The organism is Desulfosediminicola sp. (assembly GCF_048381775.1).
In the GTDB taxonomy this organism is placed as follows: domain Bacteria; phylum Desulfobacterota; class Desulfobulbia; order Desulfobulbales; family Desulfocapsaceae; genus Desulfopila; species Desulfopila ganghwensis.
Map to the genome: position 1 here is coordinate 97,945 of NZ_JBLXGE010000007.1, position 21,843 is coordinate 119,787.

Sequence of the window (21,843 nt, forward strand, 5' to 3'; positions counted from 1 at the left end):
TACTTTATGCACATTGCAAAAAGATGCAGAACATACCCGATTTGAGACCGGGACGCAAACTATTCCGCACAGACGGACCTTTATGCGGTCATTTTTTTCACATATTCTGAAAAACAGCTCTGCGGATATTTGCCGAACGGTTCAGGGTTGAAACCGCCTCGTCCACATAATCGAATACCCTCGCCTGCTTGTTGGCTGCGGGACGCATAATCCGCCCGATCACCTGCAGCAATCTGCCTTCGAAGGTTATAGGAGTGGTCAGGAAAAGAGTCGACAAGCCCGGGCAGTCAAAACCTTCGGAGATGAGTTGCAGGGTCGCCACAAGCACCTGCACCTCTCCTCTTTGCACCGCTGCTACTATCTCAGCCCTGCGCTCAGGCCCGATCTGACCTGTCAGCAGCTCTACCCCCACTCCCCGCTCACCAAGCAGCCTGGCAAAGAGTTCGCAATGGCTGACCCGGTCTGAAACGACCAGCACCGTGCCTGGCTCCTGTTCCTGTACAACCTTATGGATATCCTCGGTAATCTGCATATTGCGGCCCTGATGCAGCACAAGTGCTTTGATCAGCGCCTGGTAGTCACCACGATAACCATAATTGAAGTCTGTCACTCTGCGAATAATTTGCGGCCTGACAATGGCACCTGTTGCCTGCAACTCTCCCTGATCAACCTTGTGAATACGATCGCCCATAAAATAGTAAATGAGCCTGGTCAAGCCATCATCATTGCGGAACGCGGTGGCCGACAAGCCGAGCAGATAGTGACAGTCAAACTTTGAAACCACATCGGTAAAAAGAGCAGCCGGAACCCGGTGGCATTCATCCACCACCAGATGGCCGAAATGTTCAATCAACTCCTCCGCCCTTTTCCTGGCCGTGTTGACAATGGCTATGGTGAGCGGTGACAGGGTAAACTTTCCATCCCCGATCAGACCCGCTTTAACCCCAAGAAACTCTTCTGCCCGATCCCGCCACTGATAGAGCAACTCTTTTGTGTGGACAATTACCAGAGTGGGTTGTTTTCTGGCAGCGATTGCCGCCAAAGCCATGACTGTCTTGCCACTGCCGGTACCGGCTTCCAACACTCCGAACGAGCGACCGGATACCTGCTCCAAAGCTTCATGCTGATAGCCCCTCAGCTTCCCGGAAAATTCAAAATCGACCTCAGGCAACAATCTTCTGTTATCTAGAATTTCTGGAGACTGGCCGGTAATCTCACGGCAAAGAATCACGGCCTGATTGGAAAATCCCCTTGGAAACCGCAAGCCATTCTCCCCGGGCACCTCGGTATAATAGGTGAGCTTGGGCTTGAGCGATTTGCCAATCCAGCGTCCGTACTTCTTCGCCGCCTGATATTTGGGGTTGTCTATGGTCAACCGATTTTTCAGTTCTGCTTCGAGCGCACCATCAATCCCGGTGAGCAGGCAATCCGATGTAACGTTGAGTGTTGGTAAGGTTGCAGACATGCGTGAGATATAAACAGGTTAAATTACGATAAGATCGATCAAATCCGAATAGTAACAAAGGAAAAAAAACGATTGTAGATCAGCCTGAACACCTTATCTTTCTTTTCAGGTTCAAGTTCAAACCAATATATTGCTAAAATCTACAGTTCCAGGTACCAACGTTGTATAAGGCTCTTTTCATTGCACTTCTGATAGCCATCCCGCTCAGCAATAACTGCTTAGGAGTCAGATATCAGGCGGCAGGCATATAGACAGGGTCCGTTGGATCAATATGCTGATCAGATGATCTATTATACCTGCCTTTTGTTATATCCGCTATCTTGTCGCAATAACCTGAATAGTTATCGACCCAGGTTCACGCAGCTGGTATCACCCTGTTTTTGTGAGGTTACAGCTTGCATTTATCCTGTAATCGATAATACTTGACTGCAGCGTTCGGTCTCCCAATCAATCTTCACCAGACTCAATTACCCATGTACACAAAAATAATGCCCAAAGCGATTCTGTTTCTCACCGCCGTGCTCATCTCTATGGCAATAACCTGCACAACCGCATCTGCCGCCGATGATGAGATCACCCTGAACCTGCCGGAAAAGGTGCTGGCCGAGACTCTCACCAAATTGCTGCCAATGGAATTCCCAGCTGATTCAAGCTCTCTGAAGGGAAAGATCATTATCAAAAAGGTGAGTGATGTCCAGCTGCTGGATCAGCATCTTCGCTGTCGCCTCCATCTTATCGGAGATCAGCTCAAGGTGCTCACAGAACTTGCCGGGAACAGTATAAGTCTCAATGTAGGGACCATAGAGCTGGATTTCACAGCCAAGGCCAGATTACGTTTCGATCCGGAAAGCCAAACTCTTTACGTGACTCCGGTGGTGGATGAAATCAATAACAAACAGGACGCGGCCGGAGGGGATATCGGCCAGACCCTGCTTGCCCTCTTTAACGGCCAGGAATTTCCCATCTCCATGAGAGATCTCGACCCGATCGTGACCAGAGCCGGTACCAAAACTGTAACAATCGACACCTGGATAGCCGACATTCAAGCCTATCCCCAACGACTGCAACTCTCCCTGAAACCCAGGATAACAGCCAGCAGCAGCGGCAGCTGAATGCGACCACTCCAGCAAAAACAAAAAGGCTGGACTTCTCATGAAGTCCAGCCTTTTTGTTTAACTGTTTCGATGATTACCACATCAAATCATCCGGCACTTCATAACCGGCATACGGATCATCTTCTTCCGTTTCACCTTTTGGCGCCGGCTTATTCATCATTACCACAACACTCGTGTCCAACTCGGCTATCTTTTGCACCGCCTTGGCTGGACACACCTCGTACTGGTCGCCAAGCCGGACAATGCCGACACCGCCCCGACTGAGGCTGTCGACAAGCTCCTGGCTGATGAAAATCCGAAACACTTTCTTTCGGTCAACGAAGCGATAGGCAACGCCGTCCTCTTGTTTCGGCAGACGGCTGCTCTCAATCAACTGCCTGATGCGCGCCGCCTCTTCGCGCTTTTTGAGCTTCTCCTCACGCTCCTGATTCAGCTGTCTCGCCCGCTCTTTCTTCTTGGCCAGTGCCTGTTCGGCGAGGAGTTTATTCTCATCCACCTTCGGCTGCACGTTTTTCGCAATCTTTGTTTTGCGACTCTTGTGCTGCTTCTTCTTGGTCTTTTCGACCTGTTTCTTGTCGACCAATCCCAGCTTCAAAAGCTGATCCTGAAACGAACTGCCCATCGTTACGTAATCTCCTGTTAACTTCACGGCATACTGCAACACGCATTATCCAGCGCGTTCATCAAGTTTGCCAACCACGATTTTAAGAAGAACTAACCCTTCATATATACAAGATCAACTGCCAAGCTCTCTATATTACGCTGTCATTCAGTTTTTTGCAAAAGATCCGGCCATCATCGTAGTGGATCAAATCAATTTCCTGAACCTACCTTGCGGTATTCGCTCTGTGCCTGGCTGGCAGTATCACCCCGTTCCGCCACATGCCCGGCAGGAAAGGCCCGTACAACCTTTGTTCGGCCGCGCTCGAAAGCCAGCACATCTTTACCGGTTGCGACCACCTCCGCCAGAAAGGAATCGATTTCGGCGATGCCTATGTTGGTGTTGGTGACAAGCAACCTCATGGCCAGATGTTCTTTAATATATGCAAGGCCCACCAGAGCGGCACCTTTTTTATAGATTCTGGTGCGAATTTCCTCGGTCAGCCTGTTTACCTGCTCCCTGCTGCAGTTTTCAGGAGCTTTAAACCGAAAGCAGATGTTGAACGAAGTTCTCTCCGACACCAGTTCCAATTCAGGTATCGCCTGAACCCGTTGTTCCGCATATTCACAAAGCTCAAGATACTTTTCTATGCGCTCTGCAAATCCCGACTTCCCGTAATATTTCCAGTCCAGGAACCATTTCAGGCTATCGACCCTACGTCCACACTGCAGCGAAACATTACCAAGGTCATCAACTTCAGTATCATCAGTATCACGGAACAGATAACTGCCGTCACCTGCGGCAAGCACTTTGCCAAAAATATGCTCACTTCGATTTATAAGCAGGATATTACACATCAGCGATGAACCGAGCATTTTATGAAAATCACAAGTAAAAGAGTTCGCTTCTGCAAGTCGCGGCAGGTATTTCCCGCGCAACCTGTCACTCATCACCGCTGCCCCGCCCCAGGCTCCATCCACATGCAACCAGAATTTATATCTGTCACGCAGTGCGAGTATCGGCTCAATTGGGTCGTAAGCACCACGAACGGTTGTACCAGCGGTGGCTGCAACAAAAAACGGCACTCCACCTCCGCGAACGACTTTTTCTATCTCAGCTTCCAGCTTTTCTGCTATCATCTCGCCACGCTCGTTCACCTCAACTTTGATAAGATGATCAGAGCCAATGCCAAGAATATTGGAAGCCTTATCCATTGAATAATGTGCTTCGCCGTTGACAAAACCAAAAAGCTCCCGCTGGCCAAACAGGCCCTGCTGCTTCACCTGCTGCGCGGCTATATTCCTCGCACACATCATGGCGATCATGTTGGCATTGCTCGAACCGGTGGTCATTTGCCCTTCACCATCAACAAAGCCGACCAGATCGAGCATCTCCTGAATCATATGTCGCTCGAAAAGAGTTGAAACCGGTGCCGACTCATACGTGCAGGCGGAGGTGTTCGACAGTGCGGTAACCATTTCCGCCATCATGGAAGGCATATTGGCACCCGCCCACATCCGATTCATAAAAGAGGGGTGTGAAGTTTTGACGCCGTACTCGAGATATTGCTCAATCCATTTGAAAGTCCTGTCCCAATCGCCTTCGCTGCCCGGTTCATCGAGGGCGAGAAGTTTTTGCAGATCGGCAGGAGAAGTGTATTTGACAAATACACCTTCATTTCTGGTGGCAAAATATTGCTCTAAAACGGCAAAAATCCGTTGGAGCACTTCGTTTTCGTTCATTAAATCTACCTGTGGAGAGCTGTGAAAATTACCAGATGTTTCCCATGGGAACAATGGGAGGAATAATGGAATGTCACTACTTTGACAAGGATTATTTCATTTTCGTTATTATTTTCAACTGTTACGGAAGAACAGTTCAGACAACCATCCAAGCGTTGTGCCAGTAATGCAATTCGACCCCAAAGCCTGAATATTGTTGTTTTGCGGGGACAGCCCTGCTCACCCCATCGAAGCCTTTAGTTTATAAGTTACCATCCCTATACTATACATTTTTTACGCGTTCACCAACCGATGTTGTTCTCCTCTGGCAGTTCCGTTTTTCTTCTTCCACCAAAAGTCTTATTTAAAGTGAAGTTTCTGTACATTAGCAAGAAAATCTTGATGATCTATTTCACTGGGTTTTCTTACCTGTTCGATCGCGAAGCGAGTTCGGTCTCTTTTTTCAGAAATTCATTAATGGTCATCACTAAGGTCGCATGACTCCAGGTCAGCGGGCTGACCGAAATCGGCACATTCGTGTAGGGGTCGACCTGTTCAGCCATCACCCCACTCTCAAGTGCCCGATCCGCACACCACTCAATCAATGTCAGCGACTGGTCAAGATCGGCTGAAACTTTTGCCGTGGCGATCTGCCACTGGGCAAGCCACAGAGTACATATAAACCAGGGATTACCCGGTACATTGGCCAAGTCACTGCTCACCTGGTGGTAATAGTCGCTTTCATAGCGGGCCATGCCGCCAACACTGGTTTTGACCCAGAGCTTGTCTTTAAGGGCTTCCATAGTTGCAACAATTTTTGCGTCATCCGGGTCAAACATACCAAAATACCATAAGCCTATGATAGACGAGTCCATCACCCGATCTTTTCTATATTTGCGTCCAATCCCCTTGTCACAGCTTCGACAGAAACGCTTTTCATCATCCAGCCAGAGATGCTTAACCACAGCTTTTTTCATCCTTGCCGCCACCTCGCGATACCTCGCGGCCAATACCGTTTCGCCGAAGGCTTCAGCAAAGTTGGCCGCACCCTGCAGCCCACCCCAGACTGCCCCCACAGTCCAGCCATGTACACCATGACGCTCCTCCCATAAATCCCACGAGGCGAGGGGCAGCAAGGTATCAGGACAGCGGTATTCCATCAGCCAGTTAGCTGCCCTGATCACCAGGCCACGATAGTGTTTTTTCACAAATTCAATATCTCTAAACTTCTTGAAATGTTTCCATAATGCCCAGATCACCAGCGCTGTCTCATCTTCCTGCACAGGCAGCTCCTGCTCGCCGTCAACCAACCAGCCATGCCAGCTTGAGGCGAGGGAGCCATCCGGGTTGTACTTGTGCAGCATGAACCCCTCATTGGTAATCACCCGGTGGCAAAAATCGAAAAAGCGTCTGCTGACCTCCGAATAGCCACTGTCAATGAGACCTGCTGCAACCAGCGCTCCATCTCTTGGCCACATATACGAATAGGTGTCCCGGTTGAAAGCAGCGATATCAAAGTCATTTGCCGCCAGGATCGCTCCCCGGTTATCTATCTGGGTGCGTAATATCAATAAACTGCGCCGATACAGTCTACAAAGCTTCTCCGAAATACAGGCAAAATGATGGGCCTCCTTATTCGCCCACAACTTCCAGTAATACTTCGTTCTCTCCATTAACAATTCCGGCCTTTTTGAACAGACCATATCGCTCAGTTCACACACTTCCTGAAAATTCACCCCCACCGTAAACCAGTGCATCCCTGTTTCACGCTGGCCCGGTGCAATCTTTAAATGCAGCCCGATGGTGGAGTCCACCGACCCCTGCGCTACGCCATGCCCGGAAAGTTCGCCGTCCTCAGCATCCCGCCAGGTCCCTTCCTTACCCCTGGTATTCTTGACACCAACCGCCCACTGGTCAGCTCCGCACGCCAGTTCATCATCTACCATCCTCGCCACATGCACGCTGAACCAGCTCTTTTCCTTATAATGGAAAAGGCAGCGTCGCTCAGGCTCAAAATAGGCTGAATCACCGACGCTATGCCCATTAATGGAAAGATCCATACACCAGAACAGGCGCACCTCCTGTTCGGTATCACTCCGGTTTTCAACTTCAACTATTCGAAGGTACACATCACGATGGAAATCAACACAGTCCCGGCAGCGCAGAACCACGGGTAATTCTGAATGCTCAAGCGTCACCTCTGTTACCAGTGTGTCTTCCTGGTAGGTAAGTTTGCGCCTCCAGCCATCATCTCCAAGCCACTTGAATCGGTCATTCACCCACACACCAAAACGACAGATCCCCCCAGTTGTGTGATTCTGCTGCCCCACATGGGGCCAGTAGATATCCCTCAACTGGTAACTTTCGTCAAAATTCACTAACAAAGAGCCATTTCCAACAGGAATATTTCTTGGCATATCGACACCTCTCTGCAAGGCTTAGCAATCAGGCCCGGACAATGTGGAATGACACGTCTATCCAACGGATTCTGCAATCTTCGGGAGTCCCGCAATGCTCGCTAACCCATGCTATTCAAGGTATTGAAAAGAGATGGCTTCGTTCAAAGAACTCAGAGACCATTATCTGCAGAACTTTTATCCCACTTATTCTGTTACACCAACTGGACAGGGAAAATTCAAGGGGAATAACAAAATATACTGTTCCTATGATCCCCTGGGACTGGATGGGAATATAATTGGCAAGCAGGAAGGGGGTACGAATGCAGAAAAAAAACCCCGTATCAAGTCTATTTGACCGATACGGGGTTACGAACAGGCCTGACCTGACCTGTGTGCTTGGTTCTCTTCTGTACTACTAATGGGGATACTGTGAGTGAGTTGTACTGCGACCTACAGCGATGAACTGTGGTTTACTCTTTTTTATCGGTACAGGCGGTTTATCTCCCTTTATGTAACGATAATTCTCCAGAGCCTTGTGCAGACCCTCAATGGCAAGCAGAGCACTCTGCTCTACCCCGGAGCCATTTCTAGCTATTCGTTTAATAACATCAGAGACCCTGAGATTCATCATCTCGCGAACAGTTTTGCCAATCGCCATCTCAGTAACACATGATCCGCACATCGAAGCTGTACTATCTCCATCGGTGAGATACGAAGCAGATTGCACCCTGTTCCTATCAAACTTCAGATATATCTCCATCGCCTCACCACTACTCTTGGTTACACAAGCGGCAGCATCGGCGCCTCGCATCCGTCCTTTGCGCAGAGAAAAACGCAAATGCTGAAAAGTTTCATCAGCAAACTTCTGTTCCGCTTCGGCCACAACATTTTTTTGTATGCGTTCCAGCAGCAATTGTACGTCGTCCATTAGGCCCCCTTCAATCTGGTTTCACGGCAGTATATCGCAAAAACATTCCGTAATCCAAGATAGAAGTGAAATTATTTTTCCGGGATAACCATCACAATTTCATAGACATCCTGCAACCACTACACCTTTTTGCCAATATTGATCATGAAAAATATTCATGTATTCCATATATTTTCTTCATGAACAATCATAGCGAAAGCAGAATAACGGACGATACTCACTTTTCCCTTACTTCATGCACAACGCCTGTACATTTCACCTCATTTCATCTCAATCCGTTACAAATTGCCGCCTGCCCGTTCCTCTCTATTACAACCAACTCGCAGCACAATCTGAAAATGACTACCAATGTCCATCCGTGTTCGGCTGTTCACTGTACTGCACATCACCACGTGCAAATGTTGCCAAAGCTTCCGCCACTGTTCCTGTTACATCATTGACGACCTGAACACCTGCCGCCTTTAGGGTTGTGAAAGCATTGGGCCCGCAATAGCCTGTGAGCAGCACCTTCGCGCCCTTATCACTCACCATGGTCGCCGCCTGTATGCCGGCACCCTTAAATGCTTGTATATTTTTTATATTATCGACAGCTTCAACCACTTCCCGGGTCTGCTGGTCGATGATAAGGATATACGCTGCCCTGCCAAACCTTGGATCAACGAGATCTTCCAATCCCGGTCCCTGCGCCGTAACAGCAATCTTCATTGTCTTGTCCTCAATATTTTCTATTCCAGCTCTCCAATCAGGTTGCATGGGGCGTTTGCCGCCCCATGAAGTACTTACTGGCCGCCACCGCCGCCACATACCTGATTTTCCTGAATCATTGGGATATTTCCCGCGATCATATTGTTTACCACAGGACGGATCTCGCGAGTTTCCCCTTCGTGATAGACATCGATACCAACCTGGCGAAACCCCATCAGTGGACGCATCCCAATGCCACCGACGATAAGGACATCAACGTTATGACTTGCCAGCAAATTCACAGGTACCATACATCCGCCCTGAACATGGGACACATTCTCAACGGTTGAGACCGAATCAATCTCACCATTCACCAGATCGACAAAGGTAAAAACATCACAATGCCCAAAATGTCCGGCCCTCACTCCATCCAGACCACCTTCACCCTCTGACGGTATTGCAATTCTTACTCGTGACATGTGTTACATTCTCCTGTCATAATGATTTCGGTCGTTATTTGACCACCGCAGCAAAATCCCTGATACCAGCCACATTCATGGCGGGGGACCCAATAATCTTTTCCCATGCCTCCCGGACAAGTTCGGCTGTCTCGCCTTCCGGGGCGTATTCGACGACATTCTGGCCTGCGACCATGGCATGAACAAAGTCCGGATCGAATGGTATCCGACCAAGCACTGCCATATTGCGTTCAGTTGCACGTTCCTCTATGATTGATGCAACTTCGCTATTCAGATCATGTTTATTGATCAGCACCATCCCCGGCACCCTGAAATGCGCGGCTAGATCTATCACCCTGTTCATATCGTGCAAACCAGACATGGTCGGCTCAACCACCACCACCAGCAGGGTCGCCCCACTCAGGGAGGCTATGACCGGACAACCGATCCCTGGCGGGCCGTCAGTAATAATCAGCTCAATCCTTTTGCGGCTGGCGAGTTCCCTCGCCTCTTTCCGGACCAGGCTTACCAGCTTTCCTGAATTCTCTTCTCCTATGCCTAGTTGGGCGTGTACCATTGCACCAGCGCGGGTTGAAGAAACAAACCACTCCCCACATTTCTGGATAGGGAAGTCAATGGCCTGCTCAGGACAAAGATCCACACAAACTCCGCATCCTTCGCAACCAATCGGATCAACAACAAAATCTTCTGAGATCGCGTCAAATTTACAGAGTTCAAGACATCTGCCACATTCACTGCAGCGTGCCTTCTCTATCTCGGCGCAGCCTCCTCCCATGAAATCCGTTTTTTGTTTGATTTGAGGTGTTAAAAGCAGATGCAGGTCGGCCGCATCCACATCTGCGTCACAAACAACGTTTTTCTCAGCCAGCATGGCAAATGCTGCGGTCAAACTCGTCTTGCCCGTACCGCCCTTGCCGCTGATCACCACGATTTCTCTCATTGTGTTCCCCTTGCACTCAGCATGCGGCAAGTATTTCTATCCTGTCGCGGACACCGATGAATACATCCTTCCACCCACCGTCCATATCCACCAGCATCTGTCCTCGCGAATACGCTTCGGCAATCTTCCGGTCAAAAGGAATCTCGAGCAGTATCGGTAATCCTTCACGCCGGGCATATTCCTGCACCTTGTCGTCGCCCAAATCGGCACGGTTGATAACAAGCCCACACTGAATCCCAAGCACTTTCACCGCCTCCACAGCAAGCTTCAGATCATGCAGGCCAAATGGTGTCGGCTCTGTCACCAGAACCACGAAATCGGCTCCGCGCATTGAGGCAAGAACCGGGCAGGAGGTCCCCGGGGGAGCATCTATTATGTTATCTATGCTCTCATCTGCTTTCAGCCTTACTGCCCTGATCAACGGCGGTGCCATAGCCTCGCCGATTCGCAAACGACCATGAATAAAGCCGGCCTCTTTACTTTGCCCAGCCTCAAGAACGCCTATCTCCCTTTTCCCCTCCATGACCGCGCCGTCTTCACAAACTTCCAGACACCCCCCACAGCCATGACAGAGTGCAGGAAATACCAGGACCTTGCCGCCAACTACTGTGATCGCTGAATACCTGCAGATATCTGCACATTTCCGGCAACCTGAACAACGTTCACCGTCAATTTCAGGCACAAAAGTGTAGATCGTCTCCGATTCGTCAATCTTCGGATTTAAAAACAGATGAGCATTGGGCTCTTCGACGTCGCAATCAAGTAACTGGGCCGAAGAGCCTAGTGCAGTTGCGAGATTCGTCGCGAAGGTGGTCTTGCCTGTCCCACCTTTTCCGCTGGCTACGCTGATTATCATTTCTCTCCCTCGATGGTAGACCAATTCCGACTTCAACAAACTTTGGCCGCAAAAGCCTTTTCCATATGCTGCAGCACCTTCAGTGCAACACTCTCATCGGGTGCCTCAGGCAGACGCATCAAGACTCCCAACCCCTCCGTCTGCTCATGGAAGTCTGCTTCAGAGGCATCACTTACCAGCACGCTTGAGACAAAGGGGTGGAACTGAGCAACTGTTTTAGCAACTTCCAGGCCACCCATATCTGTCACAGCCTGATCAATAGCAATCAGGTCAATGCGCTGATCGGCCAGAAACTGCAATGCTTCCTCTCCGGAATCGGCCTGAAAAATCTCCACCTCCGCATGTGCGGCAAGTCCTTTTTTAAAATCAGCCATCCGGTCACTCAGCCTGCTCGCCAGCACGACCCTGAGTGGATCATTGTCGTGAATGGAGGTATATCTCTTGCCCATCCCTTACTCCTTACCCTTCTGATAATTTTGCTCTGGCTGCTCCCCGGCAATATCTCTCTCTGCTTGCTCAGGAGGTTGATTCACCATAAATCGCCTGCCAAAGCCTCTCCCGGTGCCACGTCCCATAAAGGCATTCGCCATTTCTCCCATCGCGCACCACATTCCCCGGCCTCTACCTTGCCTGCCTGCTCCACCGCTTCTGCCACCCCGGCCCGACATCCTACCGGTCTCCACTGCTTGCCCATCAACGTCTCTTCGACACTTTCCACGGCCACCGCCAGTCGCTGGCCCCATTCCCTGTGGTCCTGATTTATCAAATCCCGGCATTTCGCTACCTCCTGTTCCAGTTCACTGATCTCAATGATCTCAAACCTGACCTGACCTGCGATTTACTTTAGGACTCAAATCACCGGCCCCGGCATTTCCTGTTGCGACCATTGCGCCCGCCACACCACCCCGGCATCCTGCAACCGGTTAATGATTTACCTTCCAGAAAATCTGCAAGAACATAATCCACTCTGCCGGCAACAAAAGGGATCAGCCTGACCCCTGCAGCCTCCAGGCTATCAGCCGCTTCACGGCAAATTGCTCCGGTTATGAGCACCTCTATATCTGCAGCCCGCAAAGTTCTGATGACTCCCGCAGTGTTTTCACAAATACACTTCAAAAAAGTCCCACCCCGCTGAACGCCATTATCCACCTCCACGATCAGCAAAGTGCTCGCTGCATCAAATACAGGTGATATGCGTTTTCCCCAAACGGTTACGGCAACTTTCATCTCAATCCCTCCTCTTGGTCTTCACTCTGTATGTAGCAAAGACCATTCCATAATCTGACATATGCACACAAAAACAACGTAAGACATTGTTTCCAGTGAATTAATCCAGAGATGAGAGTAGCAATTTTTTCTGGTAGAATCAGTCTACAGACGCATAAATGCGACAGAACACCGTCGCATATTCAAGCAGATAGTCGCACTATTGCGACGATACGAGAGAGTGACCTGTTCGGCCATCTTGTTCAGGAAGGGCAAGATTCAACTTACGTATCTTGCGATAGAGGGTGGATTTGTGCATGCCAAGTTCAGCGGCAGCCTTGGTTCTATTCATAGAATTGCGCTCAAGCGCAGCCAGAATGGCCTCCTCCTCGGTGCTGTTCACAGTTTCACTCAAAGAGGCTTTCCGGAGTCCGGGCTGTTGACAACTCTGTTTTTGGACATGCTCAGCTGGCTTTCGCAAGTACGGCGGCAGATGATCCGGGCTGATTTCACCACTACGACAGAGCACAAAACAGTGTTCAATAATATTTTCCAGTTCCCTGATATTACCTGGATAATCATGGTTCAAGAGCAGGGTCATCGCCTCCGGCGTCACACCTCGTATCTCAAGACCACTACGCAACTTCATTCGTTCAATAAAACGTTCTATGAGCAGTGGGACGTCTTCAAGCCTTTCCCGCAAGGGCGGCAACCGAAGGCGAAGAATGTTGATACGATAGTAAAGATCCCGTCTGAAGTCGCCGGTGTCGATCATATCCTCCAGATCCCGGTTTGTGGCAGCAATAACCCGCACAGATGTCGGCACTGTTTCCACCCCGCCAAGGGGCTGGAATTCACGTTCTTCAAGTACCCGTAACAGGCGCACCTGAAACGCGGCGCTGGTATCTCCTATTTCATCAAGAAGAATAGTACCTGACTCTGCTGCGGCAAAAAGCCCGGGTTTGTCTTTCTCCGCCCCGGTAAAAGCACCGGCCTTGTAGCCGAACAACTCGGATTCAAGCAGATTATCCGGCAACGCCCCGCAATTTATAGCAATAAAGGAGTTCTCTTTTCTCTTTGAAAGCGAATGAATAGCCCGGGCCAGCAGCTCCTTACCTGTACCGGTCTCCCCCTGGATGAGAACAGTGCTGTCACTTTCAGCCAATTGAGGCAAAATAGTAAAAATCTTGTTCATCGCCTGGGAGCGACTGACCATATCACCCATCTGATATTGACCACTCAGCTCACGGCGCAATTCCTCAACCAGGCTATGATCCCGAAAGGTCTCCACGCCACCCAGGATTTCTCCCATCGCATTAACCAGCTGGGCTGTCGAAACCGTTATGGGTACCCGTTCTTCCCGGCCATTAATGATGTAGGTTGATGAGCTGATAAACGACTTCCCTTCCTGCATGGTGCGCTTCAGGGCACAGTTGCTCTCGCACATATTGGCCCTGAACACTTCCCAGCAATAGCGGCCTATGGCCTCCTGCCGGGAGATACCGGTGATCTCTTCAGCCGCCCGGTTAAAGGACATAATCCGCCAGTTGTGATCCACAGTGAACACTCCGTCAGAGATGCTCTCCAGAATCACCTTCTGCGCTGAATCACTGAAATTATTATCAACCGTCATAGTTCATTGTGCCTATAGCTGCCATTACTCGGGGGAGACGACCTCGGCCTGCTCCGGTTCCCCCGGTTGTGTCTCCTGCCGCCTTTTTTCCAACACCTGTATTGCTTCAATAACATACGGATAAAGATTTTCCACTACCACCGCGTATCCTTTTGCATTTGGATGGATTCCATCTTCCTCATTCAGTTCCGCTACCGCCGCAACTCCCTGCAAGAAAAACGGCATGAAAACCACGTCATAATCTTTCGCCAGAGCAGGATAGATGGCGTTGAATTCAGAGGTATACTGCGGCCCGAGATTCCAGACCATGTTCATTCCCGTAAGTACGGTAACAACACCTTGGTCCTCCAGTTTCTGGAGTATTTTTGAAATATTTTCACGTGGTACCGATAATTCAAGGCCGCGAAGCCCGTCGTTTGCACCTGTTTCAAGGATTACGATATCCGGCTGCTGGGTAAGAATCCAATTCAGGCGGGAAAGAGTTCCACTGGTGGTCTCCCCGCTCACTCCGGCATTAATCACCTCATATTTTCTACCATCCTCCAGCAGCTTTTGCTGGAGTTGAGCAGGATACGCGTCACCCTCATCAAGACCGTATCCTGCGGTGAGACTGTCACCCACCGCAACGATCGTGCCGATATACGTTTCTTCTTCGACCTGTTCAACTTCTTCCGCTTCCCGCTCACAACCCGCGAGCAGGAATGCAACCAGCAAACTGCTGGCCAGTACCGGTACATATTTTCTTAAAAAAATGATTGTATCACTCAACGGATTGCTCCCGTAAAAAAATTCCAGGCTTCTGACGGATGATGGAGATCGAGCTGAACATTCCCACTCCGACCACCATCATCAGGGTAACACCAACCAAAGCCAGGGACACCGGCCAGTTTGGCTCATACCCGATATCAAAAAGATAATGACATAGAGCCCAACCCCCCGCCTGGGCCAAAGCAACGCCAAGGCAGGCACTCAAAAAACCCAACAGTAAATTTTCATAGAAAAAAACTGCGATAACAAATTTTGATCCCCCACCCAGGATCTTGTAATACACAGCTTCCCGGGTCCGCGCCAGGCGCGTAGCAAGCACTGAACTGATAATAATCAAGGCTCCAGCAAAGATAGAAAAGAAAGCAAAGAAATTCACTATCCCCGACAACTTCCCCATCACCTCCCCCAGCTCTTCTGCAGTTCTGGCCATGTTGATAATAGAGACATTAGGGAATCGCGACACCACCTCCCCCTCAAAACTGGTGATCTCACTCTCCTCCACGTGCATTGCGGCAAAGAGTGTCTGGGGCGCCTCCTTGAGGTACTGCTCTGGAAAGACGAAATAGAAAAACGGAAACAGCATTGACTTGGTTCTGGTGCGTATGCTCGTCACCTCTGCTTTTATCGGTACACCCTGGATATTAAAGTCAAGCATATCGCCCAACCTCATACTGCCCATCTCAGCAACCGTATCAAGAATGGAGACCTGCAAGTAAGGATTACCTTTCCCATCCAGCTTGTATAAAGCTTCACCCTTTTCCACTACCTCATCTTCCAGTAACGCATCACGATAGGTGAGATTGAACTCACGGCTTAAGCTGTCGCTGAACCGGCTGCGTCGTTCCCCACGCTTGACCGGCTCTCCATTTATGGCCCGCAATCTTGCCCGGATAATCGGATAGAGTTGCACGTCATCGCCAACCAACTCAACAAAGTCGACTCTTTGCGAGGGCTGAATATCCACCAGAAAAAGATTTGGCGCCTCCTCGGGATAGGACTCCACATAATTTCGGTGAAGGTTGTACTCCAGCAGAAAGATAGCCAATAATACTGAAATGGCAGAGGCCAGGGTCACCACCACTGAACGGGTAGAGTTACCCGGGCGAAGCAGAGAACGCACTGCCTGCCTTCCTTTCAGACCTTTTATCGGCAGTTTTGCCACAATCAGAAGCAGCAGCCTTGCCAACAGGGCAACCAGCACAATAAGGCCTATCATCCCGGCCATGAAATAGACGCCAATCCTGATATCCTGCAACTGCACGACAACCAGTGCACCCAGCAGAGCAAGTCCGATCACGACAAAGAAATAAAACACCGCCCCCCGTCTTGACTCTGCCGACTCACTACGAAAAATCACATTTGGTTTCACGTCGCGCAAACGATAGAGCGGCAGGAAGGTAAAAAAACAGACCACAGCCAACCCGAGAAGCATGCCGTTGACCACTTCCCGCACTCCCAGGCCGCCGATATTTTCCGCCGGGATAAGACCGGCAAAAAGCGCAGGGAAAGAGTGTTTTATGGCCACACCGGCAAGAATGCCAAGCACGCTGCCAACAGAACCATAAAGCAACACCAACAGCAGGTAATGACTTAATAAAAATTTCTGGGTAGCCCCCAGGGCGCGAGTGATGGCCAGACTCTTTTCCTTTTCCCGAAGAAGAGCAGCAAGAGAACTCTGCATGCCTACGCCGGCCAGCAACAGAGTGAAAATTGAAATTAAAGAGAGGAAAAACAGGAGATTGTCAAAGAAACGCTTCAAGCCGGAACGTGCATTCTGATAGGTGGCAACCCGTTCCTGTCCAGATACAGCTCCGGCACTAAGAGCAGTCTCGACCGCAGACATCTGAGCCGGGTCAGCTACCTTCAACAGCCACTCATATTCCACCCGACTACCCGGTTTAACCAGATCAAGCTGCTCCAGGTCGGCCGCGGCCACAAACACCCTGGGACCGAAATTAAACACGTCAATCGGCCTGCTCGACTCGCGAACCACCACATCGGTTATCCTGAGCAACTCGTCCCCCACCTGCAGGGAGGCCCCCACAGTCAGACCAAGTATCTCCAGGAGCTCCGGTGCCACCACAGTGGTTCCCGGCTGCAATTGTGCAGAAAGCTCTTTACCTGACTGCAGTGTGACCTCACCGTAAAGCGGATATCCAGGCTCAACAACCAGAATATTGCTGAAACGGGTCGCTTCCGTTACCGGATTGCGCACCACCGAATAAAATTCCCAACTACGGGTCTGGGCCGCAATACTGCTCTCCTGCCGGGCCACGGCCTCTACCAGGCCCGGTGAAAACTCATAGTGAGAATGGAGGATAATATCTCCACCATGTAACGCCCTGGCATCTCCGGTGATGGTTTGGTTCACATCATGCTTGAAACTATTGAGGCCCACCATGGTGGCGATTGAAAGTGCTACGCAAAGGGTAAAAATTCCCGCCTGGTTACGTGACTGCACCAATTCGCGTAGTAAAAAATTGAAATGAATCATGACGCAACCACCAGTCGCCCATCGTGCAGCCTGATATTTCTATCAGCACGCAGGGCCACTTCAGGACTGTGCGTTGCCATCAAGAGGGTAGTGCTATGTTCCCGGTGCAACTCCATCAACAGTTCTATAATTGCCTGGGAATTTTCCGAGTCAAGGTTACCGGTAGGTTCATCGGCAAAGACAATTTTCGGATTATTGATCAGCGCCCGGCAGATGGCAACCCTCTGTTTTTCACCACCCGACAGTTGCTGGGGAAAATTCTGCCTGCGTCCCCAGAGGCCGACTCTCTCAAGCAGCTGCGCCGCCTTTTCGGCGGCACCACTATCACCTTTCAGCTCGGCGGGGAACATCACATTTTCCAAGGCATTCAAGGAAGGTATCAGATGAAAAGCCTGAAAGACAAAACCTGTCAATTCGTTGCGCACCGGCGCCAGCTGATCCTCTCCTAAATCTGTTATGTCGCGTCCCGCCAGCACAATCTGCCCGCTGCTGGGCCGGTCAAGGCCTGAAAGGAGGCTGAGCAGGGTTGTCTTACCGCTCCCACTGCTGCCGGTAATGACTACGCATTCACCAGCTCCAACCTGCAGCGAAATATCTTCGACAACCGATTCCTGCCTGTCACCGATGATATATAGCTTGGACAAATGCTTCGCTTCCAGAATCACTTCTCTCATGGACGTTTCCATCAAGGCGCCGGCGGGTTATAGTTTTGCCTGTAGCGCCGCCGGGAGCCGGCCGGGGCAGCGCCAAAAGCATTTCCGCAAAACCATAATCATCTGCAGGGATTTGTAAAAGATTTCCGGAGTTCACTGTTATTTTCCGCCTTTCATTCCGCTTGGGTTTCGCAGCTTTGTCTGTTATACCTGAAGTTGATAATTCAAGAACGACATTGACACAGCAAAGAGCAAAAAACGTGACCAGAGCGACTCCAAAAGATTCCAACAACAGTCAAAACACGCGTTGGCGACAATTACTTGAACTGGTCACTCCTTCCTTTAAAGAGCATAGGTTACGTCTGGCCTGGGGCTTTTTCGCGCTCGTCGTCGTCGATTTTCTGCAACTTGTAATTCCAAGAATCACCAAGTACGCGGTCGATGGTCTGGCTGCCGGGCAGACTACCAACACCGATCTACTCCATCTGGCAGGGTTTATCCTCCTGATTGCCGCCATCGTTGCCTGCCTCAGATTCTGTTGGCGCTATCTGATTATCGGTTTTTCCCGTCTGCTTGAGCGATCAATTCGCAACAGGCTCTTCAGCCACATTCTGAAAATGGATGCCCCCTTCTTCGAGCAGCACACCACCGGCGATTTGATGGCCAGGTCAAGTAACGACCTGAATGCCATCCAGATGGCCTGCGGTATGGGCTTGGTTGCCGCCATTGATGCTTCGGTGATGTCAGTGGCCGCCATCTGTTTTATGCTGCATATCCATGTCAAGCTCACCCTGCTGGCATTGCTGCCCATGCCCTTTCTCGCCTTTTTCACCAAGATGCTCTCTGCCAAGCTGCACTTGCGCTTCAACACAGTGCAGGAACAGTTTTCATTGCTTACAGAGTTTGCACGCTCCACCCTGGTATCGATCAGACTAATCAAAGCCTACACCAGTGAAGAGTTTCAGAGCGGCCGCTTCGACACTCTTGGAAAAAAATATGTAAAGAGCAATCTACGGGTCGCATTTATCCAGGGGTTGATATTTCCCATTGCCACCCTGATGGGCAACCTCGGTATGCTGCTGGTCCTCTGGTTTGGCGGCACCCTCGTCATCCGGAGTGAAATCACCATTGGTGATTTTGTTGCTTTTGTCAGCTATCTCTACATGTTGATCTGGCCAATGATGGCCATAGGCTGGGTTACTAATCTGGTGCAGCGAGGTCTTACCTCTCTGGGCAGAATTCGTTCTGTGGTCACCCACCCTCCAACACTGCCCGTGGTCGAGGATACCGGCCTGGCAATGGTGGATCGACCTTCCTACCGTTTGAACCAACTCAACTTTTCATACAGTGGCAGCGCCAACCCTGCGCTGGACAGCATCGATCTTGATCTCGGCCCGGGCATCCATGGTATTACCGGCAGAACCGGCAGTGGCAAATCGACTCTATGCAAACTTCTGGCCCGGCTCTATCCGGTCAATGACGGAGAACTTTTGTTCGATGGGCAGGACGTCAATCATCTGCCCCTGGACTATCTGCGATCCCATATAGCCTACGTCGGCCAGGAGCCGATACTGTTTTCAGACAGTATCAGCGCCAATATTGCCCTGGGATCCCCGGACGCCAGTCAGGAAGATATCGAACGTGCCGCACGCCATGCAGCCATACACAACGACATCATGGAACTTCCTGATGGGTATCAGACAATGATCGGTGAGCGTGGTGTAAAACTTTCCGGCGGGCAACGCCAGCGCCTCGCCCTGGCCAGGGCACTGATCTGCGACCGGCCCCTGTTACTTATTGACGACGGCCTCTCCGCCGTTGATGTAGCCACCGAGCACGAAGTGTTCCAGGGATTGCAGCAGAGGCTGGCCGGCAAGACCGTGGTCATTGTCTCCAACCGTATCAAACTGCTCTCCATGACCGACAGGATCCTGATTTTCGAGGAAGGCAGGATCGCCTATGCCGGGGAACACGAGCAACTCCTGCAGCAGAGCGCTTTATACCGCTCGATGTACGATAAGCAGACGAGACAAAACCTGAACGGGGAGCCGGCATCATGAGAAATTACGGCTACGACGAGGGCGGCCCCACCGTCTCGATGAGTGATTTTAAACTCTGGCGACGAATCGCAGGCTACAGTTCCAGTCACTGGCTGCTGTTTAGCTGCGCCGTCATTCTCTCCATCGGTGTCACCGCAGCAACGCTCGCCCAGCCCTGGCTGATGCAACAAGCCATAGATCAGTTCATAACGGATACCAGTCTTGAACCGATAATCCGCGCTTCGGGCCTGTCGCAAATTGCACTTTATTACGGCGGCCTGGTGATCTCGGTCTTTTTTCTCTCGTTTTTACAGGTGGTACTGCTGGAATATATCGGCCAGTCGATCATGCATTATATAAGGCAGGATCTGTTTAAGCATATGCTGCGACTCGATCTGCCTTTTTTCAACGCCAACCCCACCGGCAGACTTGTCACGCGGTTGACCAATGATATCCAGAACATGCATGAGATGTTCACCTCCGTCATGGTCACCATGTTCAACGACCTGCTGCGGATCATCGGCATTTTAATCATCCTGTTCATGATGAACACCAGGTTAGCCCTATTGCTCTCCCTGCTGGTGCCTGTCTCGTTGGCGATGACCATCCTTTTTGCCCGGCTCGCCCGTGAACGGTTCCGGGCTATCAGGACCCAGCTTGCCCGACTCAACTCCTTTCTCTCTGAAGCCATTGCAGGCATCTCCATCCTCCAGCTCTTTGGCAGGCAACGGGTTACCAGGGAAAACTTTGAAGAGTTGAGTAAGGGATATTTACACCGAACACTTGCCCAGATCAGACTGTTTGGTGCCTTCATGCCACTCACCGAGCTCCTGAGTTCCGCTGCCCTGGCGCTCATTATCTGGTATGGCGGCGGTGAAATCATTCGTCAGCGACTGACCATCGGTGAACTGGTTGCCTTTATCTCGTATATGCGACTCTTCTTCCAGCCGTTGCGAGAACTCAGTCAGAAATATTCCATTGTTCAATCCGCCATGGCATCGGCAGAACGGATATTCCAGCTTCTTGATACCAAACCGACCCTTGCGGACAGTGGTACGATTGACCTCATGGAAAACCTGCAAGGTGACCTTGCCTTTAATAACATCACCTTTGGCTACAGCGCCGACCAGCCTGTACTGCACGATGTCTCCCTGCATGTTCAACCCGGGCAGACGGTTGCCCTGGTCGGCACCACCGGCTCGGGCAAAACCACCCTGGTCAACCTGCTACTTCGTTTTTATGACCCTCAACAAGGTGAAATCACAATTGATCAGCGCCCGATTTCCGACTTCAGCCTTCACCGGCTTCGCAACATTATCGGTGTCGTGCTGCAGGATGTACTTATCCTGCAGGATACTCTTTTTACAAATATTGTAATGGATACAGGGCTTGAAAGACCCAGGGTCGAAGAGATCATGGTCCAGACAGGCATGCAGCGCTTTATTGATCGTCTCCCTGAGGGACTTGACACCATGATAGGCGAAGGCGGTCAGGAACTCTCGACCGGAGAAAAGCAGTTACTATCTTTCGCCAGGGTTCTCTGCAGAAATCCGCATATCCTGATCCTCGATGAAGCCACCGCAGCGATAGACACCCAATCGGAAAACATCCTGGAAGAAGCACTTGATGATGTTTTCGCCAAACGTACCTCGATCATCATTGCCCATCGGCTATCCACCATCCGCCGGGCGGACCAGATTGTAGTCATGGAGAATGGCCGTGCCATTGAACGTGGCAACCATGACCAGCTCATGGCTCTCGATGGCCATTACGCAAAACTGGTTGCCCTGGACCATGAAAACAGTGTTGACGAATTTTCCTCCCAATAGGTGATACGAAGAAGCCGCACCTTCTAACCGAAT

General features: G+C 50.6%; 19 protein-coding genes. 3 read left to right on the top strand and 16 right to left on the bottom strand.

The genetic code is table 11. From position 1 onward, the window contains the following. Window positions 1-97: 97 nt before the first annotated feature. Window positions 98-1,465: a DEAD/DEAH box helicase gene (locus ACN5NT_RS13090; RefSeq protein ID WP_419175702.1), complete on the bottom strand. Its 1,368-nt coding sequence runs from the start codon at window positions 1,463-1,465 to the stop codon at window positions 98-100. A gap of 473 nt (window positions 1,466-1,938) precedes the next feature. On the opposite strand from ACN5NT_RS13090, the gene ACN5NT_RS13095 reads away from it, so the two are divergent. Further along, on the top strand, window positions 1,939-2,577 hold the full coding sequence (locus ACN5NT_RS13095) for a hypothetical protein (protein WP_419175703.1): 639 nt from the start codon (window positions 1,939-1,941) through the stop codon (window positions 2,575-2,577). A 76-nt stretch (window positions 2,578-2,653) separates the two neighbouring features. On the opposite strand, the gene ACN5NT_RS13100 is transcribed toward ACN5NT_RS13095, so the two are convergent. The 15 genes from ACN5NT_RS13100 to ACN5NT_RS13170 form a co-directional block, all read right to left on the bottom strand. After that, the gene (locus ACN5NT_RS13100) at window positions 2,654-3,202 is read right to left on the bottom strand and encodes a DUF2058 domain-containing protein (RefSeq protein ID WP_419175704.1); all 549 of its coding nucleotides are present in this window, start codon (window positions 3,200-3,202) and stop codon (window positions 2,654-2,656) included. Window positions 3,203-3,393: 191 nt separating this feature from the next. Beyond that, window positions 3,394-4,923 (bottom strand): pyridoxal phosphate-dependent decarboxylase family protein, encoded by a 1,530-nt coding sequence (locus ACN5NT_RS13105; protein ID WP_419175705.1) that lies wholly within the window; start codon window positions 4,921-4,923, stop codon window positions 3,394-3,396. A 404-nt stretch (window positions 4,924-5,327) separates the two neighbouring features. Then, complete coding sequence (locus ACN5NT_RS13110) at window positions 5,328-7,319, bottom strand: glycoside hydrolase family 15 protein (RefSeq protein ID WP_419175706.1); 1,992 nt, start codon at window positions 7,317-7,319, stop codon at window positions 5,328-5,330. Between the two features lie 397 nt (window positions 7,320-7,716). After that, a complete protein-coding gene (locus ACN5NT_RS13115) occupies window positions 7,717-8,229 on the bottom strand; it encodes an iron-sulfur cluster assembly scaffold protein (protein ID WP_136795630.1) in 513 nt (170 codons plus the stop codon). 342 nt (window positions 8,230-8,571) lie between these two features. Further along, on the bottom strand, window positions 8,572-8,934 hold the full coding sequence (locus ACN5NT_RS13120; protein ID WP_419175707.1) for a NifB/NifX family molybdenum-iron cluster-binding protein: 363 nt from the start codon (window positions 8,932-8,934) through the stop codon (window positions 8,572-8,574). Between the two features lie 74 nt (window positions 8,935-9,008). Beyond that, window positions 9,009-9,392 (bottom strand): NifB/NifX family molybdenum-iron cluster-binding protein, encoded by a 384-nt coding sequence (locus tag ACN5NT_RS13125; protein ID WP_419175708.1) that lies wholly within the window; start codon window positions 9,390-9,392, stop codon window positions 9,009-9,011. Between the two features lie 34 nt (window positions 9,393-9,426). Further along, window positions 9,427-10,332, bottom strand: a complete 906-nt coding sequence (locus ACN5NT_RS13130; RefSeq protein ID WP_419175709.1) for a 4Fe-4S binding protein — start codon at window positions 10,330-10,332, stop codon at window positions 9,427-9,429. 16 nt (window positions 10,333-10,348) lie between these two features. Beyond that, window positions 10,349-11,188: an ATP-binding protein gene (locus ACN5NT_RS13135; RefSeq protein ID WP_419175710.1), complete on the bottom strand. Its 840-nt coding sequence runs from the start codon at window positions 11,186-11,188 to the stop codon at window positions 10,349-10,351. Between the two features lie 32 nt (window positions 11,189-11,220). Beyond that, window positions 11,221-11,637: a response regulator transcription factor gene (locus ACN5NT_RS13140; RefSeq protein WP_419175711.1), complete on the bottom strand. Its 417-nt coding sequence runs from the start codon at window positions 11,635-11,637 to the stop codon at window positions 11,221-11,223. A gap of 3 nt (window positions 11,638-11,640) precedes the next feature. Next, on the bottom strand, window positions 11,641-11,964 hold the full coding sequence (locus ACN5NT_RS13145; RefSeq protein ID WP_419175712.1) for a DUF5320 domain-containing protein: 324 nt from the start codon (window positions 11,962-11,964) through the stop codon (window positions 11,641-11,643). 79 nt (window positions 11,965-12,043) lie between these two features. Beyond that, window positions 12,044-12,415 (bottom strand): NifB/NifX family molybdenum-iron cluster-binding protein, encoded by a 372-nt coding sequence (locus ACN5NT_RS13150; RefSeq protein WP_419175713.1) that lies wholly within the window; start codon window positions 12,413-12,415, stop codon window positions 12,044-12,046. 199 nt (window positions 12,416-12,614) lie between these two features. After that, entirely contained in the window at window positions 12,615-14,027 is a 1,413-nt protein-coding gene (locus ACN5NT_RS13155; protein WP_419175714.1) for a sigma-54 interaction domain-containing protein, read from the bottom strand. 24 nt (window positions 14,028-14,051) lie between these two features. Next, entirely contained in the window at window positions 14,052-14,795 is a 744-nt protein-coding gene (locus ACN5NT_RS13160; RefSeq protein ID WP_419175715.1) for an arylesterase, read from the bottom strand. After that, window positions 14,788-17,289, bottom strand: a complete 2,502-nt coding sequence (locus ACN5NT_RS13165; protein ID WP_419175716.1) for an ABC transporter permease — start codon at window positions 17,287-17,289, stop codon at window positions 14,788-14,790. Before ACN5NT_RS13165 ends, ACN5NT_RS13160 begins: the two co-directional genes overlap by 8 nt. Then, window positions 17,286-17,963 carry an ABC transporter ATP-binding protein gene (locus ACN5NT_RS13170; RefSeq protein ID WP_419175717.1) on the bottom strand — a complete coding sequence of 226 codons (678 nt, stop codon included), beginning with the start codon at window positions 17,961-17,963 and terminating at the stop codon, window positions 17,286-17,288. The genes ACN5NT_RS13165 and ACN5NT_RS13170 overlap by 4 nt, the downstream gene beginning before the upstream one ends. Before the next feature lie 239 nt (window positions 17,964-18,202). On the opposite strand from ACN5NT_RS13170, the gene ACN5NT_RS13175 reads away from it, so the two are divergent. Both ACN5NT_RS13175 and ACN5NT_RS13180 read left to right on the top strand, forming a co-directional pair. Beyond that, window positions 18,203-20,002 carry an ABC transporter ATP-binding protein gene (locus ACN5NT_RS13175; RefSeq protein WP_419175718.1) on the top strand — a complete coding sequence of 600 codons (1,800 nt, stop codon included), beginning with the start codon at window positions 18,203-18,205 and terminating at the stop codon, window positions 20,000-20,002. After that, a complete protein-coding gene (locus tag ACN5NT_RS13180; RefSeq protein ID WP_419175719.1) occupies window positions 19,999-21,810 on the top strand; it encodes an ABC transporter ATP-binding protein in 1,812 nt (603 codons plus the stop codon). Before ACN5NT_RS13175 ends, ACN5NT_RS13180 begins: the two co-directional genes overlap by 4 nt. Window positions 21,811-21,843: the final 33 nt, after the last annotated feature.

Excerpts from the sequence above, each read along its gene's own strand:
- ACN5NT_RS13145 (WP_419175712.1), bottom strand. The coding sequence starts at position 11,964 with ATGCCGGGATTTGATAAATCAGGACCACAGGGAATGGGGCCAGCGACT.
- ACN5NT_RS13095 (WP_419175703.1), top strand. The coding sequence starts at position 1,939 with ATGTACACAAAAATAATGCCCAAAGCGATTCTGTTTCTCACCGCCGTG.
- ACN5NT_RS13120 (WP_419175707.1), bottom strand. The coding sequence starts at position 8,934 with ATGAAGATTGCTGTTACGGCGCAGGGACCGGGATTGGAAGATCTCGTT.
- ACN5NT_RS13135 (WP_419175710.1), bottom strand. The coding sequence starts at position 11,188 with ATGATAATCAGCGTAGCCAGCGGAAAAGGTGGGACAGGCAAGACCACC.
- ACN5NT_RS13090 (WP_419175702.1), bottom strand. The coding sequence starts at position 1,465 with ATGTCTGCAACCTTACCAACACTCAACGTTACATCGGATTGCCTGCTC.
- ACN5NT_RS13110 (WP_419175706.1), bottom strand. The coding sequence starts at position 7,319 with ATGCCAAGAAATATTCCTGTTGGAAATGGCTCTTTGTTAGTGAATTTT.
- ACN5NT_RS13105 (WP_419175705.1), bottom strand. The coding sequence starts at position 4,923 with ATGAACGAAAACGAAGTGCTCCAACGGATTTTTGCCGTTTTAGAGCAA.
- ACN5NT_RS13115 (WP_136795630.1), bottom strand. The coding sequence starts at position 8,229 with ATGGACGACGTACAATTGCTGCTGGAACGCATACAAAAAAATGTTGTG.
- ACN5NT_RS13125 (WP_419175708.1), bottom strand. The coding sequence starts at position 9,392 with ATGTCACGAGTAAGAATTGCAATACCGTCAGAGGGTGAAGGTGGTCTG.
- ACN5NT_RS13150 (WP_419175713.1), bottom strand. The coding sequence starts at position 12,415 with ATGAAAGTTGCCGTAACCGTTTGGGGAAAACGCATATCACCTGTATTT.
- ACN5NT_RS13130 (WP_419175709.1), bottom strand. The coding sequence starts at position 10,332 with ATGAGAGAAATCGTGGTGATCAGCGGCAAGGGCGGTACGGGCAAGACG.
- ACN5NT_RS13165 (WP_419175716.1), bottom strand. The coding sequence starts at position 17,289 with ATGATTCATTTCAATTTTTTACTACGCGAATTGGTGCAGTCACGTAAC.
- ACN5NT_RS13100 (WP_419175704.1), bottom strand. The coding sequence starts at position 3,202 with ATGGGCAGTTCGTTTCAGGATCAGCTTTTGAAGCTGGGATTGGTCGAC.
- ACN5NT_RS13180 (WP_419175719.1), top strand. The coding sequence starts at position 19,999 with ATGAGAAATTACGGCTACGACGAGGGCGGCCCCACCGTCTCGATGAGT.
- ACN5NT_RS13155 (WP_419175714.1), bottom strand. The coding sequence starts at position 14,027 with ATGACGGTTGATAATAATTTCAGTGATTCAGCGCAGAAGGTGATTCTG.
- ACN5NT_RS13170 (WP_419175717.1), bottom strand. The coding sequence starts at position 17,963 with ATGAGAGAAGTGATTCTGGAAGCGAAGCATTTGTCCAAGCTATATATC.
- ACN5NT_RS13140 (WP_419175711.1), bottom strand. The coding sequence starts at position 11,637 with ATGGGCAAGAGATATACCTCCATTCACGACAATGATCCACTCAGGGTC.